The 20,277-nt window shown below is 64.2% G+C and carries 20 protein-coding genes and 1 pseudogene; 3 read left to right on the top strand and 18 right to left on the bottom strand.

The annotated features are described in order from the left end of the window. Window positions 1-198 precede the first annotated feature (198 nt). On the top strand, window positions 199-1,266 hold the full coding sequence (gene hemE, locus BFQ01_RS13835; RefSeq protein WP_065925707.1) for a uroporphyrinogen decarboxylase: 1,068 nt from the start codon (window positions 199-201) through the stop codon (window positions 1,264-1,266). Between the two features lie 195 nt (window positions 1,267-1,461). Continuing rightward, window positions 1,462-1,956: pseudogene (locus BFQ01_RS31460) on the top strand (cytochrome b/b6 domain-containing protein); the annotation flags it as partial. Window positions 1,957-1,982: 26 nt separating this feature from the next. Here the strand turns inward: BFQ01_RS31460 and BFQ01_RS13825 are convergent. Continuing rightward, the gene (locus BFQ01_RS13825) at window positions 1,983-3,203 is read right to left on the bottom strand and encodes an MFS transporter (protein WP_370671259.1); all 1,221 of its coding nucleotides are present in this window, start codon (window positions 3,201-3,203) and stop codon (window positions 1,983-1,985) included. 172 nt (window positions 3,204-3,375) lie between these two features. Between BFQ01_RS13825 and BFQ01_RS13820 the strand changes: the two genes are divergently transcribed. After that, on the top strand, window positions 3,376-4,284 hold the full coding sequence (locus BFQ01_RS13820; RefSeq protein ID WP_065925704.1) for a LysR family transcriptional regulator: 909 nt from the start codon (window positions 3,376-3,378) through the stop codon (window positions 4,282-4,284). A 110-nt stretch (window positions 4,285-4,394) separates the two neighbouring features. Here the strand turns inward: BFQ01_RS13820 and BFQ01_RS13815 are convergent, their stop codons facing one another. The 17 genes from BFQ01_RS13815 to BFQ01_RS13735 all read right to left on the bottom strand — a co-directional run bounded on the left by BFQ01_RS13815 (window position 4,395) and on the right by BFQ01_RS13735 (window position 20,269). Then, the gene (locus BFQ01_RS13815) at window positions 4,395-4,841 is read right to left on the bottom strand and encodes a hypothetical protein (RefSeq protein WP_065925703.1); all 447 of its coding nucleotides are present in this window, start codon (window positions 4,839-4,841) and stop codon (window positions 4,395-4,397) included. A gap of 25 nt (window positions 4,842-4,866) precedes the next feature. Then, the gene (locus BFQ01_RS13810; protein ID WP_065925702.1) at window positions 4,867-6,093 is read right to left on the bottom strand and encodes a beta-ketoacyl-ACP synthase; all 1,227 of its coding nucleotides are present in this window, start codon (window positions 6,091-6,093) and stop codon (window positions 4,867-4,869) included. Further along, window positions 6,093-6,821 (bottom strand): 3-oxoacyl-ACP reductase FabG, encoded by a 729-nt coding sequence (gene fabG, locus BFQ01_RS13805; RefSeq protein WP_065925701.1) that lies wholly within the window; start codon window positions 6,819-6,821, stop codon window positions 6,093-6,095. The genes BFQ01_RS13810 and fabG overlap by 1 nt, the downstream gene beginning before the upstream one ends. After that, the gene (locus tag BFQ01_RS13800; RefSeq protein ID WP_027604991.1) at window positions 6,818-7,279 is read right to left on the bottom strand and encodes an ApeP family dehydratase; all 462 of its coding nucleotides are present in this window, start codon (window positions 7,277-7,279) and stop codon (window positions 6,818-6,820) included. Before BFQ01_RS13800 ends, fabG begins: the two co-directional genes overlap by 4 nt. After that, on the bottom strand, window positions 7,276-8,442 hold the full coding sequence (locus BFQ01_RS13795; protein WP_065925700.1) for a beta-ketoacyl-[acyl-carrier-protein] synthase family protein: 1,167 nt from the start codon (window positions 8,440-8,442) through the stop codon (window positions 7,276-7,278). Before BFQ01_RS13795 ends, BFQ01_RS13800 begins: the two co-directional genes overlap by 4 nt. Further along, window positions 8,439-8,921: a hypothetical protein gene (locus tag BFQ01_RS13790; protein WP_065925699.1), complete on the bottom strand. Its 483-nt coding sequence runs from the start codon at window positions 8,919-8,921 to the stop codon at window positions 8,439-8,441. Before BFQ01_RS13790 ends, BFQ01_RS13795 begins: the two co-directional genes overlap by 4 nt. Next, window positions 8,918-9,652, bottom strand: a complete 735-nt coding sequence (locus BFQ01_RS13785; protein ID WP_065925698.1) for a class I SAM-dependent methyltransferase — start codon at window positions 9,650-9,652, stop codon at window positions 8,918-8,920. Before BFQ01_RS13785 ends, BFQ01_RS13790 begins: the two co-directional genes overlap by 4 nt. Continuing rightward, entirely contained in the window at window positions 9,649-10,896 is a 1,248-nt protein-coding gene (locus tag BFQ01_RS13780; RefSeq protein WP_065925697.1) for an NAD(P)/FAD-dependent oxidoreductase, read from the bottom strand. Before BFQ01_RS13780 ends, BFQ01_RS13785 begins: the two co-directional genes overlap by 4 nt. A gap of 33 nt (window positions 10,897-10,929) precedes the next feature. Next, window positions 10,930-13,242: an MMPL family transporter gene (locus tag BFQ01_RS13775; protein ID WP_065925696.1), complete on the bottom strand. Its 2,313-nt coding sequence runs from the start codon at window positions 13,240-13,242 to the stop codon at window positions 10,930-10,932. Then, window positions 13,232-13,924 (bottom strand): outer membrane lipoprotein carrier protein LolA, encoded by a 693-nt coding sequence (locus BFQ01_RS13770; RefSeq protein WP_065925695.1) that lies wholly within the window; start codon window positions 13,922-13,924, stop codon window positions 13,232-13,234. Before BFQ01_RS13770 ends, BFQ01_RS13775 begins: the two co-directional genes overlap by 11 nt. Next, window positions 13,918-14,346, bottom strand: a complete 429-nt coding sequence (locus BFQ01_RS13765) for an acyl-CoA thioesterase (RefSeq protein ID WP_065925694.1) — start codon at window positions 14,344-14,346, stop codon at window positions 13,918-13,920. Before BFQ01_RS13765 ends, BFQ01_RS13770 begins: the two co-directional genes overlap by 7 nt. Then, window positions 14,339-15,880: an HAL/PAL/TAL family ammonia-lyase gene (gene hutH / locus BFQ01_RS13760; RefSeq protein WP_065925693.1), complete on the bottom strand. Its 1,542-nt coding sequence runs from the start codon at window positions 15,878-15,880 to the stop codon at window positions 14,339-14,341. Before hutH ends, BFQ01_RS13765 begins: the two co-directional genes overlap by 8 nt. Beyond that, window positions 15,864-16,799 (bottom strand): LpxL/LpxP family acyltransferase, encoded by a 936-nt coding sequence (locus BFQ01_RS13755; RefSeq protein WP_065925692.1) that lies wholly within the window; start codon window positions 16,797-16,799, stop codon window positions 15,864-15,866. Before BFQ01_RS13755 ends, hutH begins: the two co-directional genes overlap by 17 nt. Beyond that, entirely contained in the window at window positions 16,796-17,530 is a 735-nt protein-coding gene (locus tag BFQ01_RS13750) for a glycosyltransferase family 2 protein (protein WP_065925691.1), read from the bottom strand. Before BFQ01_RS13750 ends, BFQ01_RS13755 begins: the two co-directional genes overlap by 4 nt. Window positions 17,531-17,805: 275 nt before the next feature. Further along, on the bottom strand, window positions 17,806-19,476 hold the full coding sequence (locus tag BFQ01_RS13745; RefSeq protein ID WP_065925690.1) for an acyl-CoA synthetase family protein: 1,671 nt from the start codon (window positions 19,474-19,476) through the stop codon (window positions 17,806-17,808). Continuing rightward, on the bottom strand, window positions 19,473-20,018 hold the full coding sequence (locus BFQ01_RS13740; RefSeq protein ID WP_065925689.1) for a COG4648 family protein: 546 nt from the start codon (window positions 20,016-20,018) through the stop codon (window positions 19,473-19,475). The genes BFQ01_RS13745 and BFQ01_RS13740 overlap by 4 nt, the downstream gene beginning before the upstream one ends. Beyond that, complete coding sequence (locus BFQ01_RS13735) at window positions 20,015-20,269, bottom strand: acyl carrier protein (protein ID WP_003187949.1); 255 nt, start codon at window positions 20,267-20,269, stop codon at window positions 20,015-20,017. Before BFQ01_RS13735 ends, BFQ01_RS13740 begins: the two co-directional genes overlap by 4 nt. Between the last annotated feature and the right edge of the window lie 8 nt (window positions 20,270-20,277).

Genomic DNA, 20,277 nt, shown 5'->3' with positions numbered 1-20,277 from the left:
GCTGTGGTGAGCGGGCTTGTCCCGCGCCGGGCTGCGAAGCAGCCCCTTTGATCTGCGGTGAACCCGACGGGGGGCAAGCCCCCTCACCACAGCTAGCTACCGCGACAAATTGACCCGATAGACAAAAGGCACCGCTCTTGCCGTGCCTTTTGCGTCGCGCTCTGAGAAAATGCCCGCACTTTTTTTGCGGATGCCGACATGACTGCCCTCAAGAACGACCGTTTCCTTCGTGCCCTGCTCAAGCAACCCGTGGACGTCACCCCTGTGTGGATGATGCGCCAGGCCGGTCGCTACCTGCCGGAATACCGCGCCAGTCGCGCCCACGCCGGCGACTTCATGAGCCTGTGCATGAACCCGGAGTTCGCCTGCGAAGTCACGCTGCAGCCACTGGATCGCTACCCGCAACTGGACGCGGCCATCCTCTTCTCCGACATCCTCACCATCCCTGACGCCATGGGCCAAGGCCTGTACTTCGAGACCGGCGAAGGCCCGCGTTTCAAGAAAGTCATCAGCACCCTGGCCGATATCGAAGCCCTGCCGATCCCCGACCCGCACAAAGACCTTGGCTACGTGATGGACGCCGTCAGCACCATCCGCCGCGAGCTGAACGGCCGCGTGCCGCTGATCGGCTTCTCCGGCAGCCCATGGACCCTGGCCACCTATATGGTCGAAGGCGGCTCGTCGAAAGACTTCCGCAAGACCAAGGCCATGCTCTACGACAACCCGCAAGCCATGCACCTGCTGCTGGACAAGCTGGCCCAGTCGGTCACCTCCTACCTCAACGGCCAGATCATGGCCGGTGCGCAAGCCGTGCAGATCTTCGATACCTGGGGCGGCAACCTGTCCGCGGCGGCGTACCAGGAATTCTCCCTGGCCTACATGCGCAAGATCGTCAGCGGCCTGATCCGTGAACACGAAGGCCGCAAAGTGCCGGTCATCCTGTTCACCAAGGGCGGTGGCCTGTGGCTTGAGAGCATCGCCGACGCTGGCGCGGATGCACTGGGCCTGGATTGGACCTGCGATATCGGCGATGCCCGTCGTCGTGTCGGTGACAAGGTCGCGCTGCAAGGCAACATGGACCCGACCGTGCTGTACGCCAAGCCGGAAGCAATCCGCACCGAAGTCGGTCGCATCCTGGCCAGCTACGGCACAGGCAGCGGCCACGTGTTCAACCTCGGCCATGGCATCACTCCGGAAGTGAACCCGGACCATGCGGGTGCGTTCCTGCAGGCCGTGCACGAGCTGTCAGCGCAATACCACCCGTAATATTCCCGCCTGAATCGGATCCCCCTTTGCTTGACGAAGGGGGATTCGTTGCGTTTCAGCGTTCGTTAAGTCCTGCCTTGGTAGTGTGGGTGCTTTGGGATTTCTCCTACAGCCTCCGGTAACTTGCCTCGGTAAAAATCCTACCCGACTCTTCCTCTCGCCAGTGCATGGCGTTTATTGTCAGGTGATATCAGGATGAACACTTCAGCGTATTCAACGAGCCAGAAACTGCTGCATTGGGTTTCGGCTGTCATTATTGTGTGGGCGTTATTGTCGGGTTTTTTCGTGGCTGTATTCAGCGTGCCCGCCTCGGTCAAGGCGTGGGTGGCGTTCTTCAATGTGTCGCTGACCACTGTCTATATTCCGGTGTTTGTCTTGCGGGTCTATTGTTCCTTTGCCCACGGCCTGGACTTTTCCGTCAAGCGAACACTGCAGGAATACCTGGCGTTGCTGGTTCACAAGGCCATGTACCTGGTGCTCGCCGTGGTGTTGGCGACCGGCGTGCTGATGATGGATCGCCCGATCAATATCTTTAACCTGCTCTCCATCGCCCCCCTCGACAACGACCCGGCCCGCATCGCCCTGTATACCCGTGTGCATGTGCTCTCGTGTGTGGGGTTGCTGCTGATACTGGTCCTGCATATCGGCGCCGTGGTCATGCATGAGCGCCGAGGCAAGCGGGTGATGGCGCGGATGTTGTTCAAGGCGCCGGTTGTTCAAGGGGCGGTCAGCGGCGGCAACTTTGCCAACTTCAACGCCACCAGCAACGCACCCATCAATAGCGCCACGATAAACGCGCCGATGCCGTTCCATCCGCCGAAGTGCCAGAAGAATCCGCCCGCTGTCCCGGCGATGCTTGAGCCTACGTAATAGCAAAACAGATACAGCGACGACGCCTGCCCCTTGGCTTTCACCGCGCGGCGCCCGATCCAGCTGCTGGCCACCGAGTGGGCGCCAAAGAAGCCGAAGGTGAAGATCAGCATGCCCGGCACCACCAGCCACAGTGGGGTGAACAGGGTCAGGGCCATGCCGGCGAGCATCAGCACGATGGTGGCCCAGAGCACGCGGCGGCGGCCGAGGCGGTCGGCCAGGGAGCCGATTTTCGCCGAGCTGTAGATGCCCGAGAGGTACACCAGCGACAGCAGGCCCACCACGGCCTGGCTCAGGTCATACGGGTCTGCCAGCAGGCGATAGCCGATGTAGTTGAACATCGTCACGAACGCGCCCATCAGCAGGAAGGCTTCAAGGAACAGCCACGGCAGGCCGGCATCCTTGAAATGCATGACGAAGCCGTCCACCAGGCTGCGTGGCTTGAGGCTGCTGGCGCGGAAGTTGCGCGATTCGGGGAGAATCTTCCAGAACACCGTGGCGGCAATCAACGCCAGGGCGCCGATGATCAGCATTGCGGTGTGCCAACTGACGAAGTCGATCAGTACGCCAATGATCAGGCGCCCGCTCATGCCCCCGATGGCATTGCCGCCGATGTACAGGCCCATGGCCAGGCCGATGTGCTGGGGGTGGATCTCTTCGCTCAGGTACGTCATCGCCACGGCAGCCAGGCCGCTCAAGGACAGGCCCACCAGCGCACGCATCAGCAAAATCCCTTCCCAGGACGGCATCAAGCCGCTGGCGATGGTCGCCAGCGCTGCGCAAAACAACGCGGCGACCATCACCGGCTTGCGGCCCAGGGTGTCGGAAATCGGCCCGGTAATCAGCAAGCCCAGCGCCAGCATCGCCGTCGCCACTGAGAGGATCAGGCTGCTTTGTGCCGCATTGATGGAGAACTCGTGGGACAGCGCCGGCATCATCGGCTGCACGCAATACAGCAGGGCGAACGTGGCGAAGCCGCCGGAGAACAGCGCCAGCACCGTGCGCATGAACATCGGCGTGCCTTTTTCGATGTACGCGTCATTGAGCTGCGCCACCACCTCATCCAGGGCGGTGGGCGGGACTTCTTGGGCGAATGGAGCGACAGCAGATTTCACGGAGACCTCGGGGAGGAAAAGCCTGCCAGGACTGGCAATGCAAAAAAGAATATAGCTGGCTAATGATTCTTTCCAATATATTGTTCGACCCGTTTGATAGCTTTTACGACCTAATGAGGCTGGCATGGAACTACGTCACCTGCGGTACTTCATCGCTGTCGCCGAGGAGCTGCACTTTGGCCGCGCCGCGCAGGTGCTGGGGATTTCGCAACCGCCATTGAGCCAGCAGATCCAGGCGCTGGAGCAGGAGGTGGGCGCGCGCTTGTTTGAGCGTACCAATCGTCGGGTCGAGCTGAGCGAGGCCGGGCGCTTGTTCCTGCACGAGGCGCGGCTGGTGCTGGCCCAGGTCGACAAGGCGGCGGACGTGGCCCGCCGTGCGCAGTTGGGGGAACTGGGCGAATTGAAGATTGGCTTCACCTCGTCGGCGCCGTTCAACTCCACGATTCCGCAGGCGATCTTCGCGTTTCGCCAAGCCTTCCCGGCGGTGCACCTGAACCTGCAGGAAATGAGCAGCACCGAAGTGGCCGAATCGCTGGTGGATGAGTCGATCCAGGTTGGGCTGATGCGTCCGCTGCCGCTGCCGGACTCATTGAGTGTGATTGAGCTGATGCGCGAACCGCTGGTTGCCGTATTAAACGCTGACCACCCCTTAGTGGAGGGCAGTGAGCGTGGCCTGCACCTTGCGCAACTGGCGGAGGAACCCTTTGTATTTTTCCCTCGCACCTACGGCAGTGGCCTGTACGCCCAACTGCTCAACCTGGCCCGCGATGCCGGTTTCAGCCCGCACTTCGCCCAGGAAGCGGGGGAGGCGATGACCATCATCGGGTTGGTGGCGGCGGGCTTGGGCGTGTCGGTGCTGCCGGCGTCGTACCAACGGATACGCATCGATGGCGTGGTCTATCGCACCTTGCTGGATCAGGAGGCGGTGACGGCGGTATGGCTGGTGCAGCGCAAAGGCGCACAAACGCCGATGGCGAAGGCGTTTGTGGAGTTGTTGGTGGTGACCGGGCTAGCCCCAAATCTGACGCTGTGATCTGCCTGAAAAAACGCGGTGATCTTAATGGGGCTGCTACGCAGCCCAACGCTGGCGGTGCGACGATTCGACAAGCCCGCTCGCCACAGAGGTTGTGCCCGGCCTTGGTTTTACTTCGACGTTCCCGTCTGCTCAAACAACTGCGCTGCCGACCCTGCCTCACCACTCACGCCATTGCTGCGCAATCCCGCCATGATGTCGCTGTCCAGGTTGTTCACCCAACGGTTGTAGTTGCGATGGATCTTGCCGTCCTTGTAGCCCAGTTGGCGGCTGTCGCGGTAGGTGATGGCGTAGCTGCTGCGGGTGTAGCGGATGTCGATGGCCGCATAGTACTGGTTGCGCACGGTGATCTCGGCCTGCACCAGCTGCGGGCTCAGGCGTTGCACCGTCCATTCGCGTTTTTGCAGGGCATTGACGATCACCGTTTTCATTTTCTCTTCACTGACCTGAGCGTCGGCCGGCAGGTCGTGCTGGGTGTTGAGGATCGGTTTGCTGGTACAGCCGGCGGTGGTCAGCAGGGCCAGGGTGATCAGCGTAGCGCGTAGCAAGGAAGACATTCCGTATTCTCCAATCGATTAAAAGTCAGGACCAGCGGCGGAAGATCAGCGACGTATTGACGCCGCCAAAGGCAAAGTTGTTGTTCATCACGTAGTCGTGATGCATCTCGCGAAATTCACCCTGCAGGTAATCCAGCTCGCCGCAGTGCGGGTCGACGGAGTCCAGGTTGAAGGTGTGCACGTATTGGTCGCGGTTCATCATCTCGATGCTGAACCACGATTCCAGCGCACCGCAGGCGCCCAAGGTGTGGCCGAGGAAGCTTTTCTGCGAGCTGATGGGCATGCGGCTGCCGAACAGGCTGCTGGTGGCCTGGGTCTCGGCGATGTCGCCCTGGTCGGTGGCGGTGCCGTGGCCGTTGACGTAGCCGATGGCGGCAGGCTCCAGGCCCGCATCTTCCAGGGCCAGCTCCATGGCGCGGCGCATGGTTTTCTGTTCCGGGCGTGTGGTGTGCTGGCCGTCGGCATTGCTGCCGAAGCCGACGATCTCGGCATGGATATGCGCACCCCGCGCCAGTGCGTGTTCCAGTTCTTCGAGCACCAGCATGCCGCCGCCTTCGCCGATCACCAGGCCGTCGCGGCCGCTGTCGTAGGGACGTGGGCTGGTCTGCGGCGCATCGTTCTTCAGGCTGGTGGCATACAGCGCGTCGAACACCATGGCTTCGGTGGGGCACAGCTCCTCGGCGCCGCCGGCGAGCATCAACGGCAGGCGGCCGAACTTGATCGCTTCATAGGCATAGCCGATGCCCTGGCTGCCGCTGGTGCACGCGCTGGACGTGGGGATCAGCCGCCCGGTGAGGCCAAAGAAGATGCTGATATTCGCCGCCGTGGTGTGGGGCATCATGCGCACGTAGGAGTTGGCGTTCAGCCCCTCGGCCACCGAGTTCAGCAACATATTGCCGAAGGCCTTGATCTCATCGGTACTGCCGGTGGACGAGCCACAGGCCACGCCCATGCGCCCGTCCTTGATCGACTCGTCACCGAGCAAGCCCGCGTCCTGCAACGCCTGTTCCGCGGCCCACACCGCCAGGCGCGAGACGCGGCCCATGCTGCGCAGCTGCTTGCGCGTCCAATGGGCGGGCACGACGAAATCATCGACCGGCCCGGCCAGGCGCGTGTTCAATTCGGTAAAACGCTCCCACTCGTCCATGCGTCGGATGCCGCTGCGGTTGGCGCGGAAGTTGGCGGCGATGGTGTCCCAGTCGCTGCCCAGGGAGGTCACGCCGGCCATGCCGGTGACGACGACGCGTTTCATCAGCACAGGCCTCCATTCACGGCCAGGACCTGGCGCGTGATATAGCCGGCTTCGGCCGACATGAGGAAATTCACTGCACCGGCGACTTCTTCCGGGGTGCCCATGCGTTGCGCCGGGATCATCTTCATCAGCTCTTCCACCGGTACGTTTTCATCCAGCATGGCGGTGTCGATCAGGCCGGGGGCGACGCAGTTGACGGTGATCCTGCGCTTGCCCAGTTCGATGGCGAGGGCCTTGGCCGCACCGATCAGGCCGGCCTTGGAGGCGCTGTAGTTGACCTGGCCACGGTTGCCGATCAACCCGGAGACCGAGGTGATGCACACGATACGCCCGGCTGCGCGACGACGAATCATCGGCATCATCACCGGGTGCAGCACGTTGTAGAAACCATCCAGGTTGGTGCGCATCACCACGTCCCAATCGTCTTCGGACAGGGCCGGGAAGGCGCCGTCGCGGGTCAGGCCGGCGTTGAGCACCACGCCGTAATAAGCACCGTGTTGCTCAACATCGGCTTCAAGGATCTGCTTGCACGCGGCGCGGTCCGCCACATCGAATTGCAGCACCCGCGCCTGGCGGCCCAGGGCCTCGATCTCGACCTGTACCGCGCAGGCTTCGGCCCGACCGCTGCGGCAATGCAGCACGATGTCATGCCCGGCCTGGGCCAGGCGCAGGGCAATGGCGCGGCCGATGCCACGGCTGGAGCCGGTGACCAGTACGGGTTCAGTCATGGCGTTTCGTCCTTCGATTCATCTAAATAGTTGGCCGCCTGGGGCGGTCGAAATACATTCAAGCGGGCGCTGGCCTGGATACCGCTACCGGTGAGGTGGCATTCGAACACACCCATGCCGTTGTCGTCTTCCAGGGAACGCAGGCCGTGGATGTTCAACTCGGCGCCGGCCGGGAAGTGTTCCACGTTGCACTCGAACTTGCGTGTGCCGAGCAGGAAGCCCAGTTCCACCGCTTCACCCTTTTGACGGGCACGGCAGCCGGCGTAGGCGGCGACGCTCTGCGCCATCAACTCGACGCCGACCCAGGCCGGCAGGCTGCCGTCAGGGCGGTTGAACAGGCCGCCGGGCTTGACGGTGAGGCGGGTGTGAATCTGCTCTTCATCGAACGACAGCACCTGGTCGATCAGGATCATGTCGCCCGCGTGGGGCAGCAGTTCGGCGAGTGGCCAATCGGTCATGGGGCCTCTCCGATTATCAGGCTGACATTGTTGCCGCCGAAGGCAAACGAGTTGCTCATCAGTCGGGGTTTTTCCAAGGTGTCCCCCGCCTGCGCCCATTGCAGGGCGGGCAGCGCGGGGTCGGCCTGACCATCCCAAACGTGCGGCGGCACCCGGCCGTGGGCCAGGCTCAGCCAGCAGAACGCTGCTTCCAGCGCGCCGGCCGCGCCCAGGGTGTGGCCGCTCATGGGTTTGGTCGACGAGCAGGCCACGCCGTCGGGGAACAGGCTGGCGACGGCGAGGCTCTCCATGGCGTCGTTGTGTTGGGTGGCGGTGCCGTGCAGGTTCAGGTAGCCGATCTGCCCGGGCTGCACTTTTGCGCTGGCCAGTGCCTTGCGCATCGCCTGCAACGCGCCTTTGCCGGTGGGTTCCGGCGCGGAGATATGGTGCGCATCGCAACTCGCACCGCTGCCCAGCAGGGCGATCGCCGCAGGCGCTTTAGTCATCAGGAACAGCACCGCCGCTTCGCCGATATTGATGCCGTTGCGGTTCACCGAAAACGGGTTGCAGCGTTCGTTGGACACCGCTTCCAACGCGCCGAACCCATTGAGGGTCAGCTTGCACAGGCTGTCGACGCCGCCGCAGAGCACCGCGTCGCACACTCCCAGGTCGAGCAGGCGTTGTGCGCTCATCAAGGCCCGGGCGCTGGAGGTGCAGGCGGTGGAAATCACATAGGCCGGGCCGCTCAGTTGTAGCCAGTCGGCGAGAAAATTCGCCGGGGCGCTGAGTTCCTGTTGCTGGTAGTCATAGTCGCTGGGGAAGTGCTGATCGCGCAGGTACTGGGCGATACCGCGGCTGGCTTCGTCGATGCCCGAGGTGCTGGTGCCGAGCACCACCCCGACCCGCGAGGCGCCATAGCGGTGGATCGCCTGGCGAATCTCGCCCTCGATTTGCAACGCCGCCTCCAGCAGCAGTTGGTTATTGCGGCTGCTTTGCTGGCCGAGTTCCACCGGGATGGTCGCCAGCTCGCCGTGCACACTGCCTACCGGCAGCGTGCGCTCCGGCACCCAGCCGCTTTCGGCGCGCATCCCCGAGCAGTCGCCGGCAAACAGGCTGCGACTGACGGCGGCCTGGCCACGGCCAAGGGCGCAAATCACGCCGAGGGCATTGAGGTAGGCGCTCATCGGGCGGCACCGAGCGGCGTGATGCGGTAGCTCAAGGGCTGGCCGCTCATGTTCACACTGAAGACTTCTGACGATTGGTAGACGATCTGCCAATGGCCCGGCAGGGTGCGCGTGAGGTCCATCGCCTGGGCGCCAGGGTAGAGAGCGCGCACGTCATCGGCCGAGGCCAAGGCAAACAACAGTGCGGCAAACAGCTCGCGTGCCTGGGGATTGGGCGGCAGCAGACCGTCGGCCTGCCACTGGCCATCGATCAGTTTTTGCCGGGCCTGGGGAATGCCCAGGGGGTCCATCATCGACCAGCGGAGTGCGCCGCCTTCGCGTTGGATCACCAGCAGCCAGTCCTGGCTCTGGCCGTCTGCCAGGCGCTGCACATGCAGCTGTAGCGGCAAGGCCAAGGCCGGGTTTTTTTCAGGCAGCGGCGGCTGGCTGGCGCAGGCGCTCAGCAGCAACAGGCAACCGATCAATAGGCTGCGCATCATGGTGCGGCGCTCGCCAGGGGTTTGCGCGCCACGCAGTTGACCAGGGTTTCCTCACGCTGGCCCACCGGCGGCGGGTTACGCAGGCCCCAGCGCTCCAGCAGGCCGAAGTCGCGGGAACGGCTCCACCACAGGTAGGGGTACGAAACGTTCTGCGGGTCGAACTCAAAGCCCTGCTCGCGGAGCATCTGCAGGTACTCTTCGGCGCTTTTCTGCACATGCATGGGATGGCGGAACAGCCAGCGAATGACCCAGGTGTCGATATAGGCTTCGGTGGATTCGGCAAACAGCAAGTAACCGCCCGGCTTGAGCACCCGGTAGAACTCCTTGAGTGCGCGATGCTGTTCAACCAAGTGATGGAAGGTCTGGTGGCAGAACAGGATGTCGACGCTGGCGTCCGGCACATCGAGGGTGGCGCAGTCACTGCCGATCAATTCGATGGCCAAGCCCTGGCGCGCGGCTTCGGCCTTGCTCAGTTCCAGGCTGTGGGGGTCGGCATCCAGGCCGATCAGGCGCGCGGGGGCAAACACCTGCTGCAAGTACTGGAATGACTTGCCCTGGCCGCAACCGGCGTCCAGCAGCACCGGCGCCTCGGGCAACGGGTCGGTGAACAGGCTGCGCAGGTCGTTGATTGCCACGCGCAATACATGGTGCTGCCAGGTATGGCTGCGCAGGAACCAGAAGCCGAAGCGGGTTTCTTCGACGTAGTTTTTACTCAGGTATTGAGACGTCATACCGGTTCACTCGCACAAATTTCCGACAACATCCGCAAACGCCGCTTGGGCTCGCTGACAAACGGGTTGCGTTCGTCCCACGCGTAACCTGCGAGGATCGAACTGATCATCCGGCGAATGTCCGGTGAGCTGCCGGGGTGGAAAATCACATCCTGGAAGGTGCCTGCATACCAGCCTTCGACATAGCAGCGGAAGGTGTCGACACCGCGCTTGAGCGGCTCGGCAAACTCGGTTTGCCAGTCCACCGTTTCGCCTTTGAGCTGACGATGCAGCACGCCGGCGGCCATGCTCGCCGAGCGCATGGCGATGGTCACGCCGGAGGAGAACACCGGGTCGAGGAATTCCGCCGCATTGCCCAGCAGCGCAAAGCCGGGGCCGTGCAGGGTTTTGACGTTGGCCGAGTAGCCGCCGATGGTGCGCGCGGGGGTATCCCACACAGCGTGACGCAGTACACCGGACAGGCTTGGGGTTTCATCGATAAAACCCCGCAGGCAAGCGTCGAGATCGCTGTCGCGGCCGTCGAAATGCTCCTTGGCCGCGACCACACCCACCGAGCAGCGACCGTTGCTGAACGGGATGGTCCAGAACCAGATGTCGCGCTTCGTAGGGTGCGTGGTGACCAGGATCTTGGTGCGGTCGAAGCCTGGGTGTTCTATGCGGTCTTCAACGTGGGTGAACACCGCCTGGCGCAGCGGGAAATGCGACGGCGCCTCCAGGTCGAGCAGGCGCGGCAGTACGCGGCCGTAGCCGCTGGCATCAAGCACGAACTTGGCCTTGATGTGGTACTCGCTGCCGTTCTCACGGCGCACATGCAGGTAGCGGCACTCACCGGAGAAATCCACGCCGACGATGGTTTCGCCGTAGCGGATGTCGACGCCTTGCTGGGCGGCCTGATCGGCCAGCAACTTGTCGAACTCGCCGCGCTGCACCTGGAAGGTGGTGGGCTTGCCGTTGCTGAAGGTGTCACCGAAATCGAACGCGCTGTAACGCTCGCCCCAGGCAAACGCGGCACCGGTTTTTACCTGGAATCCCGCCGCCTGCACGGCGTCGAGCATGCCGGCTTCCTCGATAAAATCGATGCAGTGCGACAGCAGGCTTTCGCCAATCGAGAAGCGCGGGAAATGCTGGCGCTCGATGATCAATACATCATGCCCTTTGCGTTTGAGCAGTGCGGCGGCAATCGCGCCGGATGGCCCGGCACCAATCACCACGACCTGGCGACGTTCCATTTCAACTATGGGCACGAGGGCTCCTTGCCGCTTTGGCGATAACTACATTCATGAGGCGTGTTTCCGTTGGCCGGCCCAGGGGGCCAGCATAAAGCTGAATGCCAGGCCCAGGCTGACCGACAGGCCGAAATTACTCACTGCCGGGGTACTGGACACCGCCAGCAGGCCGAACGACAACCAGGTCGTCAGCGCTGCCAGCAGCGTCCCTAAAAGGCTGACCGCGGGGCCGCCGATCTGTTCGCGCATCAAAATCGCATAGTCGACACTGATGGCCGTGACCAGCAGCAACCCGAACAGGCTGAACAGGGTCAACGGCTGGCCCAGCCAACCCAGGCTGGCCAGGCTGCACAGCGCCGCCAGCAACGGCAGGGCGACGATGCGCAAGGCCCCGCCGAAGCCGAACGGCAGGATCAGTAACAGCACGATCAGTACGCACGACATCAACTTCAATTCGGCGGCGCTGATCTGCGTGTCGGCGAATACACGGTTCAAATCCCCGAGACGATCCACCAACTGCACGCCGGGCAGGTCCACGGCCTGCACCCGCAGCAGCGCCGGGTTGTTCAAACCCTGCAGGCTGACCATGGCCGCCACGCCGCCGTCCACCGGGCCGAGCCACAGGGTGCGCCAGGGTTCGGCCAAAGGGCCCACCAGCGCAGCGTCGATGTCTTCGGTAGGCAGCGCTTGCAGTTGCGCGACTTCGGCTTGCAGCGCGCTGGCGGGCACGCCGAGGTCCAGCAGCGGCTGCCAATGCTGTGGGAGTGTGCTCAGGGCATCGCGCAGTTGCTGCTGTTCGGCGGGCAGGCTGACCAGTTGGTTGAGCGCCAGGTAACCCTGGAGCTTGTCCATATTCACCAACTGGTCCAGGCGTTGGCCCAGGGCGGCTTGGCGCTCCAGCAACTGCGGCTGGTTGTCGGCCCGTATCAGGAAAAACTGGCTGGTGGGCTGGAAACCGGTAATGCGCGCCACGGCCTGTGCCTCTTGCAGCAACTGCGGCGGCGCGCCGATCCACTGGCGGATATCGTTTTTGCTGTTCAGCTGCCAAAGGCCGCCGGCGCAGAACAGCAGCACCCACACCAGCAGCACCGGACTGGGCACACGCTTGAGCAAGGCGGCCCGCACCCGCCACAGGCATTCGGCGACGCGCAGCGGCCATTGTGCCGGGCGCAGTTCGACACCCTTGAGCAGTGCCGGCAGCAGGCACACCGCTGACAGGTAGGCGCCGACCAGGCCCGCGGCGGAGAACACCGCGATTTGCGTCAAGGCCGGGAAGGGCGTCCAGGCCAGCGCCAGGTAGCCGATGCAACTGGTGGCCAGGCTCAGGCTCAGCCCTGGCAGCGTCAGGCGCAATGCCGGCCAACTGCGCCAGGGGTTCATGCTCCAGCTTTTCGACAGGTAGTGCAGCGGGTAATCCACCGCGACGCCGATCAGGCTGGAGCCGAGCACCAGGGTCATCACATGCATATGGCCGAACAGCGCCACACAAGCGACGGCACCAAACAGCATGCCCACCAGCACCGGTACAAACGCCAGCAGCACTCGCCCGCGGCGGAACGCCAGCAACAGCAACAGCAGAATGCCGACGGTGGCGCCGCCGCCGACCCAGGTGATTTCCCGCGTGGCCTGCTGCTGGCCATTGGCGGCGTAAAGCAAACCGCTGGCGGCGAGCAATTGCGCGCCGTGTTCGCCGGCCTGCGTGCGGCTGGCCTGGAGCAGATCCGCCACCTGCAGCGGCAGTTTCATGTCGAAGGCATTGCCGGTGGTGCGTGCGCGCAGCAGCACCCAGCTCTTGTCGTCGGCATCGGCGATCAAGGCGCCGCTGCCGATGTCCAGTTGCACCGAGCCGCGTTGCGGCTGGCTGTTCTGGATGCGCCCGGTCAGGCCCAGCCAGTCGTCCTGGCTCGGCACCAGGCTGAAGCCGGTGAAGGGGTCGAACAGCGACTGCACCCGTTGCTGGATGAACGCGTCCGGGTGGTCGATCAGTTGTTCGCGGTCCTTGGCCGAGAGCATCGCCAGGCGTCCGCGCAGCAACTGTTCACGCAGTGCCGGCAGGTCGGCTTGCAGGTTCCATTGCACCTTCTCGAACAAGCCGCTGGCCTGCCAGCGCTCGCCCAATTGCTGGGCCACGGCCACCGCTTGCTGGCGATCGGCGTGCCCCACCAACACCAGCATTTCGCGGTTGAGTGGCTCCTGCATGCGCTGTTCGGCTTGCAGTTCCAGGGCGTCCGGCGTACTGCCCGGCACCAGCTCCATCAGGTTGGCCGACAGCGGTGCGCCGTGGCGCCACTGCCAGCCGGCCAGGGCCAGCACGGCCACCAGCAGGATCAGGAACAGGCGGGGCAGCAGGCGCTCACTGGGCAAAGTCGTGTTGCTCCGCGTCGCTCAATGGCTGGCCGGCGCTGCTGTCCTGCATGCGCAGCACGGTGCTGTCGCCCTGGGTTTCCAGCAGTTCGATCTTCTGCACCAACTCACCACCATCGATATTGATCTGGGTGAATACCTGCTTGAGCAGCAGTGAACGCGGGAGCAGCGTGAGCTTCCATTGCCGGGCTTCGCCTTGCAGTTGCAGCTCGAAGTCGCGCTGCAAGCCGCTGCTGTCGCCCTGGAGCACGGCGAGGAACAGACGGTTCTGTTCGGCACCGGCGCTCTTGTTCGGCAGCAGTTGCCAGCCGTTGGCGTCACGCCGGGCGATACCCTGGGCGCTGATGCGGTAGTCCTGTTGCAGCGGGGTTTTCAGCAGCCACAGCAGGCCGTGGTCCTTGGCCAGGACGAAGGTGCCCTGGCTGACCAATGGCTGCGGCAGCGCACGCAGGTGTTTTTCCTGGGTGAAGCTGCCGTGGATCACTGAGGGTTTGGCCAACTGGTCGCTGAGTTGTTGCAGGTCGAAGGCGTGTGCCGCCCCAGAAAAACCAAACAACACCAACACTGTAGGAGCGAGCTTGCTCGCGAAAAACCCGAGAGCGCCGCGGGGTATCAGGAAACCCGCGTTATCGTTGACGATCTTCGCGAGCAAGCTCGCTCCTACAGAGAACGGGGTCAGCATTTCAGGGCCCTTTCGACGGCGTCGGTGAATACTTTGGGCGAGGCCAGCTGCATCTCGCGGCTGGCGATTTCCACCGCCACCTGCACGGTGCTGGCGCGGGTCAGGCGCTCGCCGCTGGCCAGGTCGGTGATCAGGTAATTGACCTTCAAGCGGTTCTCCCATTCCACCAGGCTGGCGCGCACGTTGATCGTCTGGCCGAACACCGCACCGCGCACATAGCGCAGTTGCATGTCGATCACCGGCCAGGCGTAGCCGGCTTCGAGCATGGCCGTGTAGTTGTGGCCGATCTTGTCCAGCAGCGCGCAGCGTGCGATTTCCAGGTACTTCACGTAATGCCCGTGCCAGACGACGTTCATCGTGTCGACGTCAAAAAACGGCACCAGGATTTCGGTGTCGCTGTGCAGTACGCCAGGGCTACGCATGCAGCCTCCAGTGTTGCTCGGCGATGCGTTGCAGGCACAGGCGCAGTTCGCCTTCGAGGGCACGGTCTTCGATGACCGGCGGGAAGTCCTGGGCCAGCTCTGCATGCATGGCCGCCAGCGCCGGGGGCAACGGGCGTGCGTCGTCGGCCTGGGCGCGCAGCCACACGCCCTGGTTGGCGGCGAGCAGGGTGGCGGCGGCGACCTGTTCGGTCAGCTCCAGCACGCGGATCGCATCGCGGGCGGCGATGGTGCCCATGCTCACCTTGTCCTGGTTGTGGCACTCGGTGGAGCGCGAGAACACGCTGGCCGGCATGGTGTTTTTCAGTGCTTCGGCGGTCCAGGCGCTGGTGCCGATCTGCACCGCCTTGAAGCCGTGGTTGATCATCGCGCGGTCCGCCGGTGCACCGGACAGGTTGCTCGGCAGGCCGTGGTTGTAGCGCACGTCCACCAGCAGGGCGAGCTGGCGGTCGAGCAGGTCGGCGACGTTGGCCACCAGGGTCTTGAGGCTGTCCATGGCAAAGGCGATATGCCCACCGTAGAAATGTCCGCCGTGCAGCACGCGTTCTTCTTCGGCGTCGATGATCGGGTTGTCGTTGGCGCTGTTCAGCTCGATCTCGATAAACGAACGCAGCCAGTTCAGGCTGTCCGCGAGCACGCCGAGGACATGGGGCGCGCAGCGCAGCGAGTAGCGATCCTGCAGGCGATGCAGTGGCGCGGTCGGCGCGTCGATCGCCAGGTCCTTGCGCAGCCAGGCGGCGACTTGCATCTGCCCCGGATGTGGCTTGGCGGCGAACAGACGCTCGTCGAAGTGTTCCGGGTTGCCTTGCAGCGCCACCACGTTCAGCGCCGTAATGCGCGTGGCCAGTTGCAGCAGGTAGTCGGCACGGGCGAAGGCCAGGCAAGCGATGCCGGTCATCACCGCGGTGCCGTTCATCAGCGCCAGGGCCTCTTTGGGGCGCAGGACCAGCGGCTCCCAGCCGAGTTCGCGGTGCACGTCGGCTGCCTGGCGACGTTCGCCACGGAACAGCACTTCGCGCTCGCCGGACAGGGTCGCGGCCACGTAGGACAGCGGCGTCAGGTCACCGCTGGCGCCCACCGAGCCTTCTTCCGGGATCAGTGGCAGCACGTCGTGTTCGAGGAACCCATGCAGGCGCTCCAGCAGTTCCACGCGCACCCCGGAGACACCGTGGCACAGCGACTGCAAGCGCGCCGCCAGCACCGCACGGGTGGCTTGGGCGTCGAGCAACTTGCCCAGGCCGCAACCGTGGAAGGTGTACAGGTGACGGGGCAGGGCCTCGACGTGTTGCAACGGCACCGCGACCACGCAGGAGTCACCGTAGCCGGTGGTTACGCCGTAGATCACGCCTTCCTTGTCCAGCAGCGAGTCGAGGAACTGCGCGCCCTTGGCAATGCGTTGGCGATAGGCGGCATCGCCTTGCAGCTGGGTCGGCACCTGACGGTTGGCCAGGGCCAGCACGTCTTCGATGCGCAGGGGGCATTCGCCAAAGGTTACCGGCTCAAGATGCGTCGTCATCGGTCTTCCAGAAAGGGTAAAAGTTGAACCATTGTTGGGGCGCTTCCAGGCAGAACTGGCCCAGGCGTGCGGCGTAGCGCGCGGTCCACAGGGCGATGACCTGCTCGCGGGTGCTGCGTTTCCATTCGATCAATTGCGCGAAGGGCTCGATGCTCAGGCGATAGCGGCCCTGGTGTTTCAGGCACATCAGCAGGTTGACCGGGCATTTCAGCAGCCCGGCCAATAACCATGGGCCTTGGGGGAAGGCAGCGTCATGGCCGAGGAAGTCCACGCGCACCGTGCGCCCGCCATGCAAGGGCACGCGGTCGCCGGCAATCGCCAGCCACTCGCCGTCGTCCAGGCGCTGGCTGAGCAGCAGCATGGTGGCCGGGTCCAGCTCGCTGACCTGGATCAGGCGCAAGTGGGTGGCACCGGCTTCGCCCAGCAGACGGTTGAAACGTTCGGCGTGCTTGGTGTGCACCAGCACGTTCATGGTGACCTGTTCGCCGATTTCCGCCAGCGCGCGGCACACTTCGAGGTTGCCCAGGTGGGCGCCCACCAGCATCTGCCCGCGCCCACCACGCAGTTGCCCGCGCAGTTTCGCCGGGTCGTTGATCTCGATCTGTTCCAGGCGCAGCTTGCCGTTCCACACGTCGAGTTTGTCGAGCAGGGCATCGGCAAAGGCCATGAACTGGGCGAAGACTCTGCGCTGGCTGGGGCGCAGTTCATCGCGCCCGCTCCAGTCGGCCAGGCGCTGCTGGTATTGCCAGGCGCTCTGGCGCGCGGTGCGGCCGAACAGGAAGAAGTACAACACGATGCCGTACAGCACCGGGCTCAGCAGGCGGCGGCCGAGGACCTTGGCGGCGAGGGCGGTGAATTTCATCAGCCAGTAGCTGCCGCGCTCTTCGCGGTCAGCCCAATGCTTGGTGCTGTCGCTCATGCCTGCCACCGTCGCCACAGGATCAGCGGTGCACGCACCAACATGCCGAAGAACAGGCGGGTGTGCATGGCGCTGATGCGCACGTTGTCGCGGAACAGGCGGAAGTGCGACAGGCCGTCGGCGGGGTAATGCACCTGGGTCGGCAGCCAGCGCATCGGCTGGTTGCGCCAGGCCAGGCGCACCAGGATGTCGGAGTCGAAGTCCATGTGCGTGCCGATATAGGCCGAGTCCATCAGCGCCAGCACCGGTGCCAGCGGGTACACGCGAAAGCCGCACATCGAGTCGCGGATCTGCAGCGACAGGGTGTTGATCCACACCCACACGTGGGTCAGGTAACGCGCATACAAACGGCCCTTGGGCACGCTTTCGTCGTATTCGGGATAGCCGCAGATGATTGCGTTGGGCTGCCTGCGGGACGCGTCGATAAACGTCTCGACTTCGCGCAGGTCGTGCTGGCCGTCGGCGTCGACCTGCAAGGCGTGGCTGAAGCCCAGGCGCGCCGCTTCGCGAAAGCCTGCCATCACTGCGCCGCCCTTGCCCTGATTGGTCGGCAGGGTCAGCAGGGTGACATTGTCCAGCCGCGCCAGTTGCGCCAACACCGCTGCGCAGGCCGGGCTGCTGCCATCGTCCACCAACAGGCACGGCAGGCCACTGTTCAACAGGCTGTGGACCACGGCGGGCACGGCGGCTTCGTGGTTGTAGACCGGGATCAGGGCGCAGGGGTTATGCATGGTGTCCCTCACCGTCTGGTAAATAACCTGTGGCGAGCCGGCTTGTTGTAGTGAGCCGGCTTGTCGTGGTGAGCCGGCTTGTTGTGGTGAGCGGGCTTGTTGTGGTGAGCGGGCTTGCCCCGCGTTGGGCCGCGGAGCGGCCCCAGTAAGGTAACCGAAGCGTGTCAGACAGACCTCCGGCGCAGGTTTTGGGGCCGCTACGCGGCCCAACGCGGGGCAAGCCCGCTCGCCACAGGATGCCCGTTAACCATACCAAGCCCGCTCGCCACAGAAGCTTATGCATGGGCGGCTTCCAATTGGATGCGGCCGCTGGAACAGGCCGCGACGCCGTTGCGGTAGGCGAAATACAACTTGCCGCGTTCCTGGTCGAAGCGCAGGTGCAGTTCGATACGGTCGCCGGGGCGCACCAGTTGCTGGAACTTGAGCACTTCCATGCCGGCAAAGGTCGACGGCAGATCGAGCAGTTGTTGGCCGAGGTTGAACGCCCACTCCACCTGGACCACCCCGGGCAATACCGGAGTGACCGGGAAGTGGCCGCTGAAATAGGCCAGGTCCGGCGGCACGCTCAGTTGCAAGGTCCATTCGCCATCGACTTCGACTTGCTCCAGCACTTCCGGCGCCTTGGGCCGGGGCGCCAGCAGCAGCGCGGCTACATCGGCCTGGGGCAGTTTGCCCTGGGCATTCAGCGGCAGCTGGCGCAGCAGCCGCCAGCGACGTGGCAGCGCCAGGGCTTCGCAATGCTGGCTCAAATGGTGGCGCAGGGTCTGGGTGACAGTCCGTCGGCCCTGGTTGCGCAAGGCGTGCAGGCCGTCGGCACTGAGCACCACCAGCGCGCCGAGTGATGCGCGGTTTTCCTGCACCACCCCCAGGCGCGTTTCGGCGACCCACGGGTGGGCCATCAGCGCCTGCTCGAGCATGGGCAGGGAGATGCGTTTTTCTTCCAGCTTGACGATACGGTCCAGGCGCCCGAGCAGCTCGAAGCGACCATCGGCATGGATGCGCGCCGCGTCAGCGGTTTGTTCTATGTGCCCGACGGGCAAGTACGGCGAGGCGATGCGCAGGGCACCGTCGGCGTCCTGGCTCAGGTGTACATCGGCGAACGGCTGCCAGGGTTGCGCACCCTGGCGCCAGGCGATGCCGCCGGTTTCCGAGCTGCCGAGGATCTCGGTCGGCCATTGCTGCAAGCGCTCGTAAAGACTGCCGGCCGCCTCGATGGGCAGGGCGCCACCCGACGAAAATACCCGCGATACCTGGCTCAGCGCCGGCCAATCGAGGTTGTCGCCCATGCGCTTGAGCAGCGCCGGGCTGGCGACCCAGGCGAATTGCGGGTGTTCGCGGCTGGCGCGTTGCATGTCTTCCGGAAACGCCAGCTGGCGGCGCACAAAGCTGCGACCGGCGCACAGCGGCCACAGCACACGGAACAGCAAACCGTAGATGTGCTGGGTGGCGACACTGCCGATGATGCAGGCGTCTTTCAGGTCGGCGCCCCACAGGGCTTCCAGGGCCTGGACTTCATTGGCGAGCTGGCGCAGGGTCTTGTCGATACGCTTGGGTTCGCCGCTGGAGCCGGAGGTGCACAGGCTCAGTTGGCAGGTGTCTAGGTCGAGGGCGGCCGGGCTCAACGGTGCTTGATACAGCGCGTCCAGGTCTGCCGCTTCAGTCAGCCAGGCGTCGACAACCGCGTCCCAGCGTTGGCGGGTCTGGGGTTGCAGATCGGCGGGCAGCAGCACGCTGGCCCCGGCGCGCCAGGCGCCCAGCAGTGCAATCGCCAGCAGGCCGGCGTCTTCCAGGTGCAGGGCCAGGCGCTGTATGCCACGGGCTTGCAACCCGGCGGCCAGGCTCAGGGAGTGTTCCCACAGCTGGGCGTGATTCATCGCAGGTTCGGTAGTCACCAAACGCTGTTCCAGCGGCTCGAGCAACAGATGCTCAAGATTCAACCCATTCATACGCGGCCTCGAACCCTTTGTCGTACCAGCCATTCCACGGCAAACAACAGCCCCATCAGCCCGTAGGCGATCAAGCCGTTGTACAACGTCCACCAGCTCAACGGCGCCCATAGGGTGAGGGCGGCGGCGAGCAGGCCATTACACAGAAAAAATACGCACCACACCACGGTGACCTGGCGCGTATACACAATCGCGTGAGGCGGCAGCACCGGGTCGGTCATGCGCGCCAGACGCTCCACCATCGGCGGGCCGTATTTCAGGCTCAGGCCGAACAGCGCCAACATGAACGCACTGACCAGGCTCGGGTACCAGCGCAACAGGTGCGGGTTGTCGAACCAGGCCAGGGCCAGGCAAAACACGATCACCGCCAACGCCATCCAGCGGCTGCCGGGGCGCGCCGCACCCGTGACCGCGCGCAGCAGCCACAGGCTGCCCAGCAGCAGGCCGAATTGCCAGGGCGCAAAGTGCTCGGTGCCGTAATACACCGCAAACGGGTACAGCAGCCCCGCCAATAACAGGCCAAGGCCGATCAGCCGGCTCATGCGGCAGGCTGGACCAGACGGTACACCGCCTCAACCACGTCGTTGACGGTGCGCACGGCCTTGAACTCTTCGGCGGCGATCTTCTTGCCGGTCTGGCGCTTGATATGGTCGATCAGGTCCACGGCATCGATGCTGTCGATCTCCAGGTCCTGATACAGGTTGGCGTCGAGGGTGACGCGCTCCGGGGGCAGTTCAAACAGTTCCACCAAGGCATCGCGCAGGGTGTTGAAAATATCGTCACGAGTTTGCATGGTCCGGT

It is taken from the genome of Pseudomonas sp. 8 R 14 (assembly GCF_900005955.1).
GTDB classification, from domain to species: Bacteria; Pseudomonadota; Gammaproteobacteria; order Pseudomonadales; family Pseudomonadaceae; genus Aquipseudomonas; species Aquipseudomonas marginalis.
This window is presented reverse-complemented; position numbering and strand designations above follow the sequence as displayed.

What these genes read in the sequence shown, in the direction of transcription:
- hemE (WP_065925707.1), top strand. Translation starts at nt 199, where the DNA reads ATGACTGCCCTCAAGAACGACCGTTTCCTTCGTGCCCTGCTCAAGCAA.
- BFQ01_RS13820 (WP_065925704.1), top strand. Translation starts at nt 3,376, where the DNA reads ATGGAACTACGTCACCTGCGGTACTTCATCGCTGTCGCCGAGGAGCTG.
- BFQ01_RS13815 (WP_065925703.1), bottom strand. Translation starts at nt 4,841, where the DNA reads ATGTCTTCCTTGCTACGCGCTACGCTGATCACCCTGGCCCTGCTGACC.
- BFQ01_RS13810 (WP_065925702.1), bottom strand. Translation starts at nt 6,093, where the DNA reads ATGAAACGCGTCGTCGTCACCGGCATGGCCGGCGTGACCTCCCTGGGC.
- fabG (WP_065925701.1), bottom strand. Translation starts at nt 6,821, where the DNA reads ATGACTGAACCCGTACTGGTCACCGGCTCCAGCCGTGGCATCGGCCGC.
- BFQ01_RS13800 (WP_027604991.1), bottom strand. Translation starts at nt 7,279, where the DNA reads ATGACCGATTGGCCACTCGCCGAACTGCTGCCCCACGCGGGCGACATG.
- BFQ01_RS13795 (WP_065925700.1), bottom strand. Translation starts at nt 8,442, where the DNA reads ATGAGCGCCTACCTCAATGCCCTCGGCGTGATTTGCGCCCTTGGCCGT.
- BFQ01_RS13790 (WP_065925699.1), bottom strand. Translation starts at nt 8,921, where the DNA reads ATGATGCGCAGCCTATTGATCGGTTGCCTGTTGCTGCTGAGCGCCTGC.
- BFQ01_RS13785 (WP_065925698.1), bottom strand. Translation starts at nt 9,652, where the DNA reads ATGACGTCTCAATACCTGAGTAAAAACTACGTCGAAGAAACCCGCTTC.
- BFQ01_RS13770 (WP_065925695.1), bottom strand. Translation starts at nt 13,924, where the DNA reads ATGCTGACCCCGTTCTCTGTAGGAGCGAGCTTGCTCGCGAAGATCGTC.
- BFQ01_RS13765 (WP_065925694.1), bottom strand. Translation starts at nt 14,346, where the DNA reads ATGCGTAGCCCTGGCGTACTGCACAGCGACACCGAAATCCTGGTGCCG.
- hutH (WP_065925693.1), bottom strand. Translation starts at nt 15,880, where the DNA reads ATGACGACGCATCTTGAGCCGGTAACCTTTGGCGAATGCCCCCTGCGC.
- BFQ01_RS13755 (WP_065925692.1), bottom strand. Translation starts at nt 16,799, where the DNA reads ATGAGCGACAGCACCAAGCATTGGGCTGACCGCGAAGAGCGCGGCAGC.
- BFQ01_RS13750 (WP_065925691.1), bottom strand. Translation starts at nt 17,530, where the DNA reads ATGCATAACCCCTGCGCCCTGATCCCGGTCTACAACCACGAAGCCGCC.
- BFQ01_RS13745 (WP_065925690.1), bottom strand. Translation starts at nt 19,476, where the DNA reads ATGAATGGGTTGAATCTTGAGCATCTGTTGCTCGAGCCGCTGGAACAG.
- BFQ01_RS13740 (WP_065925689.1), bottom strand. Translation starts at nt 20,018, where the DNA reads ATGAGCCGGCTGATCGGCCTTGGCCTGTTATTGGCGGGGCTGCTGTAC.
- BFQ01_RS13735 (WP_003187949.1), bottom strand. Translation starts at nt 20,269, where the DNA reads ATGCAAACTCGTGACGATATTTTCAACACCCTGCGCGATGCCTTGGTG.